Here is a 12,755-nt window from a genome sequence, read left to right as displayed (position 1 = left end):
ATTTTTAAGTATTAAAGATAAAATCCTTTTCATATCTTAAAATTTCACAAGAAAACGCTATAAAATCTAATCAATCCTTAAATCTTTGTAACTTATAACAACACTAAGGCGTATTAACCCTTATAAAAAACCCAAAATTCTCAGCATATTCTCAATTTTTAAGAATTTTAGCTATTGTAAATATGTATAAACGACATTAGCCACTAAGGAGGACACCATGACCTACATTAAACGCCCCTTTTTTCTTAGCTATGCCCTTTTAGCACTCAGCTCTGTTAGTCTCAAAGCGTTTGATTATCAATTCAGCGGTCGTATGGAAAACTTCTCTAAAATTGGTTTTAACAATTCTATTATCAATTCTAAAAAAGGGATTTACCCCACTGAAAGTTTTGTAGATGTAGTTGGCATGGCACAAGTAAAGCTAAACTTGCTCCCTAAGCACACAATCAATCATAAATTATCCTTTTCTCTAGGTGGCACGGTGGCTGGCATCGTCTTTGATAAAACCAAAGATGAGATTGACCAAGCTACAGGAATGCCTTATGGCTCTATTGTATATAACTTCATTGGCGGTTATCATGGATATTTTTTCAATAAGTTCCTTGACCCAGCCTATGCATGCAATAAGGGCTTATGCAGACCAGACCCTAACTCTGGCGCTGCTCATGCAAGACCTTATGTATTAGATACCGCATTCTTGCAATATGACTATAAGAATATTTTTGGTTTTAAATTAGGTCGTTATGAGGCAAACATTGATTTTATGAGCGGTAGCAATCAAGGTTGGGAAGTGTATTACCAGCCTTTCAAAACCAAGAATCAAAGCTTGAAATTCTGGTGGTGGAGCTCTTATGGAAGAGGCTTAGCGTTTAATTCTTGGATTTATCAATTTTATGCTACAACGCCCTATCTCCAATCTAATGGCAAATTCATCAACTACGGCTGGCATGGCATTACAGCCACTTATAATTACAAAAGATTCAGCGCACAATTTGACTACTACTTTTCGCCAAAGACCTATAACGCACCGGGTTTTAAGCTCATTTATGACACTAACAACGACTTTAAATATGTAGGTTTTCGCTCTCAAACCATGGTCATGGTCATGTTTCCTATGTATTATTCAGGGTGGAAAAACGATAAAGGGCAATACAGCATTTGGGATGGCGCTCAGCATGGCTCTCAAATTGGTAAAAACGCCGTTTCGCTCAATATCCGCCAAATCTTTTGGTGGGATAAATGGACGGCAATTCTTGGTATTTACAACACCTTTGGCAATGCGGACGCTTTTTTAGGAAGCCATACCATGCCCTTAGGGAATAACAACTCCTATGTAGGCGATGGCGTAACCGGAAGTATCCTAGCTTTTGACTTTTGGGATAACACCGCTTATGATGGTCTAGCAGACGCTGTAACGAACGCCAACACTTTCACTATCTATGGCTCTATAGGCAGTATTATCCGCCGTTTTGCATGGCATATTGCTGGGCGTGTGAGTAATGCCAACAGAAACTCTAGGGGACAAATCGCAAGAGCGAACGAATATTCTCTAGCCCTCAATCTCAGTTACGCATTCACTCATACCATTTTTGCCAATGTTAAATTCCAATATTATGGCGTAGAAATGCATGAGGGCTATCAAGTAGGCTATTTTGGCTTACCACAATTTAATAATCCTAATGGCGACTATTCAGCCAATTACCAAGATAGAAGCAACATGATGACTAACATCACCTTAAAATTCTAATTCAGCTCTGTTCTAATGGATAGCCAAGAAATAAAACGCTTTTAAGCGTTTTTAAGAATAAACATAAAAGAGCTTGACAAAGTCAAGCGATAACTTCTTAAGGCGCTATTAGGGGGATAAGGGGGGGTATTATCAGCGAGCGTTTTTAAAAGTGCTAAACTCACTTTTAGTAAAACAGCGAACAAGGCGATAGCCTTTACTACCCCCCCCCTACACCCCCTTAAAAAACGAAAGCGTTTTTTTAATTAAATGCAACTAGAAAAAACAAGTCTAAGATTTACTATTTCTTAAGATTAGCAGTATTATAATAATAAATGAGTAGAAACGCAGACTAACTGCACTATCTACATGGGTTTTTGTCGGTTCTTTATCTTTGTTTGCTATTTATTTAATAAGGAATATCTAATGATAAGTCTTAGAAAAACCATCGCCCTTTCTTTTTGTTTTGCTAACTTTTTAAGCGCTTTTAGTTATAAAATCAGTGGCTCTATGGCAGAGTTCTCTAAAGTAGGTTTTAATAACCGCCCCATTAACACTAAATTAGGCTACTACCCCACTGAAACTTTTGCAGCAGTAACCGGATTTTTAAATGTCAAAGCAGATTTACTCCCTAAAAATGTCTATAACCATTCTTTCACCGCTAAAATCGGCTTTATGGGAGGCGGACTTGCTTATGATGGCACCAAAAACCTAATAGACCAAGCCACAGGCAAGCCCTTTGGCTCTATGATGTGGATGTATTATGGCGCATGGCATGGGTATTTAGGAGCTGGAGGCTGGGGCACTGATGCAGCTAATGGCATGAATAATCCCGGCAATGGTGGCTATTTAGGAAACCGCTGGATGAGCCAGCATGTCCATGACATTATTTTAAATGAGGCGTATGTAGAATACGGCTATAAAAAAATCTTTCGTATCAAAGCAGGCCGTTATGCAGGTAATGCGTATTTTATGGACGGCTATACAGAGGGCTTTGAGGCCACGCTCAATCTTAGGAATTTCACCTTTTGGTGGTTTAGCTCTTATGGCATGAGCTGGACTTATGATGAATGGATTTATGATTATTTCGCCCCCATTGTTACCACTAATAAACATGGTAAGCATATCAATCTAGGTATCCATTCTGGTAGTATCACTTGGCATAAAAAAGGGCTTTCCATCACGCCTTTTTTTATTTCTCGCCAAACACTTATATCGCTCCAGCAGTGCAAGTTACCTATGTGCGTAACATTCCGCTCAAACACCATAGAAATTTATCTATCTATACGACCGCTATGGGTTTTTTCCCTTTCTATAACCCTAAAGACGCGCACAACATTTTTTACAGCTCCTATGCAGGCACAAGCGCTCAAATGTTTCTTTTCAAGCAAAAATTCACCATTAATGGCAAGTATTTTGGCTATGGCATTTATAAAACTTGGGGCAATGCCAACGCCTACACCCCTTATACTGACCCTGACTTAATTGGCTTTAATTTTTGGACAAACACCGTTTATGACTGGCTAAGTGCAGCTAATATGAACGCTAACGCCTTCACTTTTCATGCCAAAGTAGGCGGGCATATTAGAAAGCTCTCATGGGAAATTTTAGGGCGTATTACCACAAGCCCTAGAGCCAATGAAGGGGCTGTGAATTTAGATTTGAGCTATAATTTCAGCCGTTTTGTAACAGCGTCTTTAACTTTAGAATGGTATCGCGCATGGATACATCATGGCTATCAAGTAGGACAAACTTTTAGCTCTGTTTATAACCCCGCTTTTAAGGCAACCACACAAGACAGAAGTTTTTTAATGACGAATTTACATTTTAAATTCTAAAATTTGATAAATTTTTATAAAAACTAGCATAGTTTTAAGCAAATTATGCGTTCTTTTATGCTAATATTCCAACTCATAGAGTAATTTTAGTCCATTTCAAGGTAAAGTAAGGAAGAGGAATGCCAAAGAAACTTAAGAAACGAAAAATTGCAGGTGCATTGTTGAAGCGTATAACGCTCCCGCTCTTGTTCACTACAAGTTCGCTCAGTGCACTTACCTATGAGGTGCATGGGGACTTTCTCATGTTCTCTAAAGTAGGTTTCAACCACTCGCCTATTAATCCTATCAAAGGTATCTACCCACAAGATACATTTGTTAACATTGCTTTTAAGCTAGAGGGAACCCTACATATGGGTAGAGGGTGGTCTGTCAATCTAGGTGGTGCTTTAGGTGGTCAGCCCTACGCCAGCACTAAACACGATAGATGGGCACAAGACTTTAGACCCCCAAGCTATTGGCTAGGTCAAGGTGGAGATGGTGGCGATGCGGCAGCTGAAGCGGCTTGTGCTGGCGTTGTTGGTGCTGTAGGTAGCCTTACCAATCCTAATAGCACTTGTATTTCCGCTAGAGACTTAATGGATGCGAGTGGTGGTCCCGGTTCTGTCATTGACCCTCGTGGTTTCCAATACATGTATATGGGCGAGTGGAACGGCTCATATCCTAACTACTATCCGGGCAGTGCGTATCTACCCGGTCATTCACGACGCTATTCAATCTATAAGGCTAACTTAACCTATGATAGTGAGAGATGGCATGCCGTAGCAGGACGCTTTGATGTAACCGAGCAAGAGCAGATTGACTGGATGTATCAAATGCTAACCGGTTTCTATGGAACATTCAAAGTCAATAATAAATTAAAACTCCAATTACTCAGCTCTTGGGGTCGTGGTATTGTTGATGGTCAGTGGTTCTTTGCGAACTATCGCGAAAAGCCTTGGGGTATCCATAAAGCCGGTATTATTTATCGCCCTACCAAAAATTTGATGATTCACCCCTATTTGTATCTTATCCCAGAGGTTGGCACTTTACCCGGTATTAAAGTGGAATATGATACTAATCCTAATTTTGCCGGTAGGGGCATTAGACATAAGACTACTTTTTATGCCATGTATGACTACCGTTGGAACAACTCTAGCTATGGTCGTTACGCACCCGCTCGTTATAACACTTGGGATCCATTCCTAGATGGCGGTAAATGGCGAGGCTTACAAGGTCCCGGTGGTGCAACACTCTTATTACGACACCATATTGACATTAACAACTACTTCGTTGTAGGTGGTGCGTATCTTAACATTGGTAACCCCAACATGAACTTGGGAACATGGGGTAACCCAATCGCCATTGATGGTATCGAGCAATGGGTCGGTAGCGTTTATGGACTAGGATTCGCATCTATTGATAACATCACCGCAGCTGATGCATTCACTGAATATGTCAAAGGTGGTGGTAACCATGGCAAGTTTAGTTGGAGTGTCTATGAGCGTTTCACAACTTCTCCAAGAGCGATTGAATATGGTATTGGAACTTACCTAGACTATCAATTTGGTAAGCATATTAAGGCTGGTTTGAAACTCGTATGGCTAGAGTTTAGAGTTCGTGCGGGTTACGACCCCGGGACTGGTTTCCTTGGGCCAAACGGACAACCGCTTAACCTTAATAACGGCTTATTTGAAACCGGTGCGTTTATGCAAGGTCCTCAAAATATAGGCGGTATCGCAAAGAGTATTACAAACGATATGAGCCACTTGATGACACACTTCTCTTATAGTTTCTAAGGAGTATTTTTGCCTTTTTGGCATGCCTTTTATCATATCTAAATCTTCTAGGAGTAGGGCTTTGAAAGCATTACGAAACTTTTCTTACCCCTTATCTCTCCTTTACTTTGTGCTTTCTCCTAGTGCTGAGGCATTTAACATGACTCTCACAGGAAAAATCAGTAGCTACACCAAATACGGCTTTAACAATCAAAAATACCAGCCCTCAAAAGACATTTACCCTACAGGTAGTTACACCTCCTTATTAGGCGAATTTGACTTGAGCATGAATTTATACAAAGGCTTAAGAGCAGAAGTTGGAGGCATGGTAGCTACTTTACCCTATGACTCCACTTCCAAGCAAGGCAATAATATCCCTAATGGCCAACCCGGATCTAGGACTGACCCTTATGGTGCAGGAATATTTTGGGAATATATCGGTTGGTATGCTGGTCATAGCGGTTTGCATGTGCAAAAGCCTCGTTATTGGATGTTTCATAACGCCTATTTGAGCTACAACTATAAAAAAGACAAATTCAGCTTTGGTGTGAAAGGTGGACGCTATGAGGCAGAAGACTATGATTGGTTCACTTCTTTTAGCCAAGGGGTTGAGGGCTTTGTCAAATATAAAGACACTAAATTCAGAGTGATGTATTCAGACGCTAGAGCCTCTGCCTCAAGCGACTGGTTTTGGTATTTTGGTCGTTACTATACAAGCGGTAAAGCGCTAATGATTGCTGATTTGAAATACCAAAAAAAAGGCTTGAAATTCAACCCCTATTTTTATGCTATCTTTGAGCGTATGTTTGCTCCGGGTTTTAATCTCACTTATGACACTAATCCTAACTTTAATAATAAGGGCTTTCGTTTTGTAGGAACTTTCGTAGGATTTTTTCCCTTTTTTCCTGTAACAGGGCGTGGGAATGACATCATCTTATTCCAGCAACAACCTATGGGAAAAAACGGACAAACCTACTTTTTGCGTGCACGCTTTTTTTATAATCAATGGCAGTTTGGAGGCAGTATCTATAAAAATGTCGGCAACGCTAATGGCGATATAGGTATCTATGGAGACCCTTTGGGCTATAATATTTGGACTAATAGTATTTATGACGCAGAAATTAATAATATTGTTGGTGCAAATGCTACCAACGGCTTTTTATATGTTGGCTCACATAGTAAAAATTTCAGTTGGAAAGTCTTAGGACGCTGGACTGATAGTCCAAGGGCTGATGAAAGGAGCTTGGCACTCTTTTTAAGTTATTTTTCAAACCGCTTTAATGTTAAATTAGATTTAAAACTAGAATACTATGGCAATATCACTAAGGCGGGCTATTGTATAGGCTATTGTAATATGTATGTCCCCACAGACCCTAATGGCCCCGGCACTCAGCCCTTAAAACACAATGTCTATTCTGATAGAAGTCATATCATGTTTACAGCAACCTATGGCTTTAGAATATACTAACACACCTTTTAAAATATTCAAAGAGACCTTATGACCTATAAAGAACTACTAGAATTTAATGATTACGCTATGGATTTAACCATTCGTATGGCACATCACAACTCCGCTATGGAAGGCAATAGTCTGACTTTAGGCGATACGATGAGTATTTTGCTTGATAGAAAAACCCCCATTAAATCCGTAAGCTTAGATGAAGTGTATGAGATAGAAAATTATCGTAATTTTGTTCCCTTTATTTTAGATATTTTAGAAAGAGATAAAGCTATAGATGAGCATTTAATCTGTCATTTTCACTCTGTTTTAATGCGTAATATCTTGCCTGATTATGGAAAATTTAAAAGCACTTATAATGAAATTATAGGGGCTAAAAAGCCGACCGCAAGTCCAGCTATGGTGCAACCTAGAATTAATGAATTGTGTTTAAAAATACAAAATGATTTAACATTAAATTTGAGTGATGAAGAGAAATTAAAAAAGATAGTAGAACACCATATAGAATTTGAAGAAATCCACCCTTTTACAGATGGTAATGGTAGGACAGGAAGAGCTTTAATGTTTTATCAAAGTATAAAAGCAAATTTAACGCCCTTTGTGATTGAAGTAGCTACTAGAAGTGAATACATGAATGCTATGAGAGAGCAAGACACTAATGCCTTGCTTAGTATTATCAAGCATTGCCAAGAAGTAGAGTTAGAAAAGATTGAACGCTACACTACTATCTTTAAAGAAAGACAAGCCCAACTCAACCCTAAACTATAACAATACCAATGATTTAAACAATTCTAATAAAGACACCCCCTAAACATAAGCAACCTATCAAACTACCCATTAGCCCCTTTTAAGTTTTTTTGACAAATTCTAATGCCTTAAAACGCTCTCCTAAGCCTCCGGGGCTAATCAAGGGCTTGATTTTTGCAACTTCTTTTAAATACCTTTCATAACTTGTGCTTTGAGAAAATTTTTCTAATAATTCCATAAGTCCCATATCAAGCAACGCTTTAGCCTGTGATTTAAAGAATGAAAATTTTGCTTGATATTTTTCAAATAAAAACCGCACCAAAGAAAAATTGACATCATAGGTCAAATCGCTTTGCTGATACAAACTAGAAAGATTGTCTAAAATATCCTTAAAATCTAGCACCTGATGTTCTTTAAAGGCTCTTAAATGCGTATCTACTCTCTGTAATTCATCGCCATAATCAAAGCTTAAAAACACCCAAGATTGAGCCTTATTCAACTTTTCTAACAAATCCTTAATAAAAGCGTTCAAAAATAATGGCACACACCCAACTTGCAAATTCAAGGTTTTGAGAAGTTCTTTTGTAGGTTCATTGATATTATCCCAAACACTCTGATGCTTAGGGGTAATAAAAAGCATTTGATTGTCTTTGATAATCTCACAAGCAAACGCATCAAACAATTCATTAGAGATAACAAATACATTTTCACATTCTTTAAAATCAAGCCCTTCTAAGCTATAGCTTGTTAAATCTAGTTGCGTAGCTTGTTTAAAAATTGTTTTTTGAATGCTTTGTAATTCTTTTAAAGGCTCACAGCTAATAAATTCGCATTTTTCTATAACACCCACGCTTAAAGCTTTTAAAAAATTAGCAATATCACTTAAAAAATACCCATGATGAGAGCCAATTTCTACAATTTTTAAAGGCAAAAATAATTTTTCTTCTTCTAAAAGTTTGATGATATAAAATGCAATCGTGCCACCAAAAAACTTGCTTAAGGACACTGAAGTATAAAAATCCCCTTTTTGACCAATTATTGCCTTTCTGTAATACCCTTTTTTTCCATAAAGCCACTCTTGCATGTAATTTCCAAACGAACGCACTTCTTTCCTTTAATCCTTAAAAATTCATCTTAGTTAAAAACTACAAACGACCATTCTAGTAAAAATTACCTTATTTTTGTGCTATCATACGAAGTAATGATGATTTTTTGAGCTAGTTTAAATGGAGTGCGAGTTGAAGATTTTAAGGCGAGCGTGTGGGGTAGTGGAAGAAAATGCTTACATTATCCAACTATCTAGTGGGGTAGATTTTATTATAGACCCCGGATTTTCTAGTAGCGAGTGGATATTGGAAAACGCTAAAAACCCTAAAGCCATTTTAATCACGCATGGACATTATGACCATGTCTGGGATAGCGCTAATTTACAAAAACTTCTTAAAGATACTCCCATTTATGCCCCTAAAGACGATGTTTTTATGCTAGAAAATGATATTTTTAATTTAGGCGTGCCTACTTTTAGCCCCACTTTTAGTGTGCCTTGTAATAAAGGTTGTGCGACTTTAAATATAGAAGGCGTTGAAATTAAATATTGGCATTTTCCCGGACACACACCGGGCTGTTCTATCATAGAAATAGAAGGAGTGATTTTTAGCGGAGATTTTATTTTCTATCGTAGCATTGGGCGTTATGATTTCCCTTACTCTAACCCAAAGGATATGAAAGAGTCTTTATTAAGATTTCAAAGTTTAGATTTTTCTAAAGACTTAGATATTTATCCCGGTCATGGGGATAAAACAAGCTTTTTTGCTGAAAGAGAGCATTCTAAAGTTTGGGTTTCAAGGATAGCTTAAAAACATGTTAACTCCATTACAAAAAGAGCGTTATTTACGCCATATCATGCTAGAAGATGTAGGCGAAGAAGGGCAGTTAAAGCTTTTAAAATCTAGCGTTCTAGTGATTGGGGCTGGGGGGCTTGGTTCGCCCATTTTAATGTATTTATGTGCTGCTGGAATAGGAAAAATAGGTATTGTAGATTTTGATGTATTGGATATAAGCAATTTACAACGCCAAGTTATCCATTCACAAGATTTTTTGAACCAACCTAAAATCCTTTCAGCCAAAGAGCGTTTAAACACTCTCAATGCTGATGTTAAAATAGAGACCTTCAAGGAACGCTTTAATGCTAGTAACGCTCTTTCTCTCATAGAACCTTATGATTTTATCATAGACGCTACAGATAATTTTAGCGCTAAATTTTTGATTAATGATGCTTGTGTGTTAGCCAATAAGCCCTATTCACACGCTGGGGTTTTAAAATATAGGGGGCAAAGCATGACGATTTTACCCACTAAGAGCGCTTGTTTTGCATGCGTGTTTGATAAGCCTCCTAAAAAAGAATTAAACCCTATTTTTAAAGCAGGGCTTTTTGGGGTCTTACCCGGAATTTTAGGGTGTATCCAAGCGAGTGAAACTATCAAATACTTTTTAGGGTTTGACACTTTATTAACAAACGCTTTGCTTAGCGTGGATACCAAAACCATGGATTTTAAAAAAATTCAAGTGCTAAAAAACCCTGAATGTAGGGTTTGTGGCACGCATAAAATCACGCATTTACAAGATTACGAAATATAAAAGGGGTAAATTTTGGATTTATCATCAATCTTAGGTTTAGTTTTAGCAATCGCCTCCATTTCATTAGGCGATATTTTAGAAGATGGTAACCCATTACACATCATTCACTTAAGTTCATGCATTATCATTATCCCTACTTCACTTTTTGCTGCAATGACTGGAACACACGCAAGAGCGATTAAGGCTGCCTATAAAGAAATTAAAATCGTTTTTTTAAACCCTAAAATCATTTTAAATGAAACTATCAAAAACTTAATAGAATTAGCCACGCTCGCTAGAAAAGATGGGGTTTTGAGTTTAGAAGGGCGAGTCGCTCAAATTGAAGATGATTTCACTCGCAATGGTTTGTCTATGATAATAGATGGTAAAGATTTGAAATCCGTTAAAGAGAGTTTAGAAATTAGCATTGAAGAAATGGAAGAGTATTATCATGGAGCCGCTCATTATTGGGAAACAGCTGGTGAAACTGCCCCTACTATGGGCTTGGTAGGTGCGGTTATGGGTCTAATGCTTGCTCTTCAAAAACTAGATAATCCCGCAGAAATGGCAGCAGGAATTGCTGGAGCGTTTACAGCAACGGTTACGGGAATTATGTGTTCTTATGCGATTTTTGGCCCTTTTGGGCATAAGCTTAAGGCAAAATCTAAGGATATTATCAAAGAAAAAACCGTTCTTTTAGAGGGGATTTTAGGTATTGCCAATGGCGAAAACCCAAGAGATTTAGAAACTAAGCTCTTAAATTACATCGCTCCGGGTGAGCCTAAAAAGTCTCAATTTGAGGGCTAAAAATGGCTAAAAAAAATAAACCCACCGAATGCCCCGCCGGCGAAAAATGGGCGGTTCCTTATGCGGACTTTTTGTCTTTATTGCTCGCGCTCTTTATCGCGCTCTATGCGATTTCTGCGGTTAATAAATCTAAAGTAGAGGCTTTAAAAACAGAATTTATTAAGATTTTTAATTACGCTCCTAAGCCAGAGACTATGCAACCGGTTTTACCTATCCCCCCTGATTCTGGGCAAGAAGAAGAACGCACCATTGATGAAAAGTCTCTGCCCTCTTCTCAAAACACCCAAACTAAAGTTACTATCACTCGCAAAGGCGAGGGTAGCGTTTTAGAACAGATTGACCAAGGCTCTGTTTTAAAACTCCCCTCTAGCCTACTTTTTGAAAGCGCTACTTCTGATGCGATTAACCAAGATATGATGCTTTATATTGAACGCATCGCTAAAATCATTCAAAAACTTCCTAAAAGAGTGCATATCAATGTAAAGGGTTTTACTGATAACACCCCCTTAAAAGGACAAACTCGTTTTAAAAGCCACTACGAACTAGCCGCAAATCGTGCCTATCGTGTCATGCAGCTTTTAATGCAATATGGCGTAGACCCTGAGCAACTATCCTTTTCTTCCTACGGCTCAACCAACCCTATCGCCCCCAATAATTCCATAGAAAACAGAATGAAAAATAATCGTGTAGAAATCTTTTTTTCCACCGATGCGAATGATTTGAGTAAAATCCATTCTATTTTAGACAAGCAATTCAACCCATGAAAGAATCTCTTTTCTGGCTCCTTTTATGCCTAGCAAGTCTTATGGCTAGAGAAAAAGACGCCTCTGAAAAACTCTTTGATTTGATTGATAAAGCCCCTAGACAGCAAGAAATCCTTGAGAGACAAAAGCAAGCCCAACTAAAAATCGCTAAAAATCCTTTAGTCGCCCTAGAGATAGTCCCTCAAAGCACCCCTTATTTAGAATGGAAAGGGGCTAGAGAGTCCTATTATCTAAAAGTCATCGCCGTGATTGATAGTGTAACCATTTTAAATATCAATATTAATCAAGGGCGTTCTTGCTCACTCTATCCCACGCCTAAAAATGTCTCTTTGATTAAAAATCAAAGCGTCGCTTATGAGATTTTATGCGAGAACCAACCCCTATGGATAGAAGTAAACACCAATTTAGGCAAACGCACCTTTCAATTCTAAAAGCATTTTACAATCAATTTGCCCTAAACCAACAGATTGTTTCTAATCATATCAAGGCTTATTTTTATTGATGATGTTAGGCGGTTTTTAATAAGTTCTATTCTAATCACACTAAAACTCTCTTAACAGAATGATTTCATTTCTTTTGCTTATAACCCTTTTATCATTCTTTAATTTTTTTATAAGAAAGCTTATTTTTAAAACTTTGTTTTAGGTTTTATTTTTATTATAAAAGTCATTTTTATTCAATAGGACTTTTTAAAAGGCTTTTCGTATTAGCTTGTTTTAAAAGTGTGTTTAGCACTTTTTTAAAGCTCAAAATTGGTGTCTTTGTCCTACTTTTACATCTAATCTTTGTAAATACTAGCCCAAGTGCTTTGCAGAAGTTATAAGAATAATGCAATTTAAGCGTTAAGCTTTTTTATATTTTATTATCAGCGTTTAATTAGAATATATCTCTAATCATTGAATATGCTTAAAACACAAGATAACTAGCCAATCTCTTAGATACAAATACTTTAACAAAATACCACGAAATTCTTCTCAAAAAGTGCTTTAATTATAGGGTGGGGTGCTACCCCCTATTTTTAACACACCTTAGTCTAAAATTGAC

At 37.6% G+C, this 12,755-nt stretch carries 11 protein-coding genes and 1 pseudogene; 10 read left to right on the top strand and 2 right to left on the bottom strand.

Going from position 1 to position 12,755, the window contains the following annotated elements; genetic code table 11:
* Positions 1-217: 217 nt before the first annotated feature.
* Positions 218-1,747 carry an outer membrane family protein gene (locus C6H25_RS06425; protein WP_104748617.1) on the top strand — a complete coding sequence of 510 codons (1,530 nt, stop codon included), beginning with the start codon at positions 218-220 and terminating at the stop codon, positions 1,745-1,747.
* Between the two features lie 41 nt (positions 1,748-1,788).
* Here the strand turns inward: C6H25_RS06425 and C6H25_RS08630 are convergent, their stop codons facing one another.
* Positions 1,789-1,932 carry a hypothetical protein gene (locus C6H25_RS08630; RefSeq protein WP_158653897.1) on the bottom strand — a complete coding sequence of 48 codons (144 nt, stop codon included), beginning with the start codon at positions 1,930-1,932 and terminating at the stop codon, positions 1,789-1,791.
* Between the two features lie 163 nt (positions 1,933-2,095).
* On the opposite strand from C6H25_RS08630, the pseudogene C6H25_RS09095 reads away from it, so the two are divergent.
* The 4 genes and pseudogenes from C6H25_RS09095 to C6H25_RS06405 all read left to right on the top strand — a co-directional run bounded on the left by C6H25_RS09095 (position 2,096) and on the right by C6H25_RS06405 (position 7,545).
* Positions 2,096-3,564: pseudogene (locus tag C6H25_RS09095) on the top strand (outer membrane family protein).
* A 119-nt stretch (positions 3,565-3,683) separates the two neighbouring features.
* Entirely contained in the window at positions 3,684-5,339 is a 1,656-nt protein-coding gene (locus C6H25_RS06415) for an outer membrane family protein (RefSeq protein ID WP_104748616.1), read from the top strand.
* A 22-nt stretch (positions 5,340-5,361) separates the two neighbouring features.
* Positions 5,362-6,786 carry an outer membrane family protein gene (locus C6H25_RS06410; protein WP_418904553.1) on the top strand — a complete coding sequence of 475 codons (1,425 nt, stop codon included), beginning with the start codon at positions 5,362-5,364 and terminating at the stop codon, positions 6,784-6,786.
* A gap of 30 nt (positions 6,787-6,816) precedes the next feature.
* Entirely contained in the window at positions 6,817-7,545 is a 729-nt protein-coding gene (locus C6H25_RS06405; protein ID WP_104748615.1) for a Fic family protein, read from the top strand.
* A 79-nt stretch (positions 7,546-7,624) separates the two neighbouring features.
* Here C6H25_RS06405 and C6H25_RS06400 read toward each other — a convergent pair whose 3' ends face one another.
* The gene (locus C6H25_RS06400) at positions 7,625-8,629 is read right to left on the bottom strand and encodes an SAM-dependent methyltransferase (protein ID WP_104748614.1); all 1,005 of its coding nucleotides are present in this window, start codon (positions 8,627-8,629) and stop codon (positions 7,625-7,627) included.
* Positions 8,630-8,762: 133 nt separating this feature from the next.
* On the opposite strand from C6H25_RS06400, the gene C6H25_RS06395 reads away from it, so the two are divergent.
* The 5 genes from C6H25_RS06395 to C6H25_RS06375 are packed head-to-tail and all read left to right on the top strand — an operon-like array spanning position 8,763 to position 12,142.
* Positions 8,763-9,380: an MBL fold metallo-hydrolase gene (locus C6H25_RS06395; RefSeq protein WP_104748613.1), complete on the top strand. Its 618-nt coding sequence runs from the start codon at positions 8,763-8,765 to the stop codon at positions 9,378-9,380.
* A gap of 4 nt (positions 9,381-9,384) precedes the next feature.
* The gene (locus C6H25_RS06390) at positions 9,385-10,161 is read left to right on the top strand and encodes a HesA/MoeB/ThiF family protein (RefSeq protein ID WP_104748612.1); all 777 of its coding nucleotides are present in this window, start codon (positions 9,385-9,387) and stop codon (positions 10,159-10,161) included.
* Positions 10,162-10,173: 12 nt separating this feature from the next.
* Positions 10,174-10,947 (top strand): flagellar motor stator protein MotA, encoded by a 774-nt coding sequence (gene motA, locus C6H25_RS06385; RefSeq protein WP_104748611.1) that lies wholly within the window; start codon positions 10,174-10,176, stop codon positions 10,945-10,947.
* 2 nt (positions 10,948-10,949) lie between these two features.
* Positions 10,950-11,711: a flagellar motor protein MotB gene (gene motB / locus C6H25_RS06380; RefSeq protein WP_104748610.1), complete on the top strand. Its 762-nt coding sequence runs from the start codon at positions 10,950-10,952 to the stop codon at positions 11,709-11,711.
* Positions 11,708-12,142 (top strand): hypothetical protein, encoded by a 435-nt coding sequence (locus C6H25_RS06375; RefSeq protein WP_104748609.1) that lies wholly within the window; start codon positions 11,708-11,710, stop codon positions 12,140-12,142. The genes motB and C6H25_RS06375 overlap by 4 nt, the downstream gene beginning before the upstream one ends.
* Positions 12,143-12,755 lie beyond the last annotated feature (613 nt).

The sequence above is a fragment of the Helicobacter cetorum genome, from assembly GCF_900198405.1.
Lineage (GTDB): Bacteria > Campylobacterota > Campylobacteria > Campylobacterales > Helicobacteraceae > Helicobacter > Helicobacter cetorum_C.
The sequence above is the reverse complement of the archived record's forward strand: the minus strand, read 5'-3'. Positions and strand labels throughout refer to the sequence as shown.

What these genes read in the sequence shown, in the direction of transcription:
- C6H25_RS06425 (WP_104748617.1), top strand. Translation starts at nt 218, where the DNA reads ATGACCTACATTAAACGCCCCTTTTTTCTTAGCTATGCCCTTTTAGCA.
- C6H25_RS06415 (WP_104748616.1), top strand. Translation starts at nt 3,684, where the DNA reads ATGCCAAAGAAACTTAAGAAACGAAAAATTGCAGGTGCATTGTTGAAG.
- C6H25_RS06410 (WP_418904553.1), top strand. Translation starts at nt 5,362, where the DNA reads ATGCCTTTTATCATATCTAAATCTTCTAGGAGTAGGGCTTTGAAAGCA.
- C6H25_RS06405 (WP_104748615.1), top strand. Translation starts at nt 6,817, where the DNA reads ATGACCTATAAAGAACTACTAGAATTTAATGATTACGCTATGGATTTA.
- C6H25_RS06390 (WP_104748612.1), top strand. Translation starts at nt 9,385, where the DNA reads ATGTTAACTCCATTACAAAAAGAGCGTTATTTACGCCATATCATGCTA.
- motB (WP_104748610.1), top strand. Translation starts at nt 10,950, where the DNA reads ATGGCTAAAAAAAATAAACCCACCGAATGCCCCGCCGGCGAAAAATGG.
- C6H25_RS06375 (WP_104748609.1), top strand. Translation starts at nt 11,708, where the DNA reads ATGAAAGAATCTCTTTTCTGGCTCCTTTTATGCCTAGCAAGTCTTATG.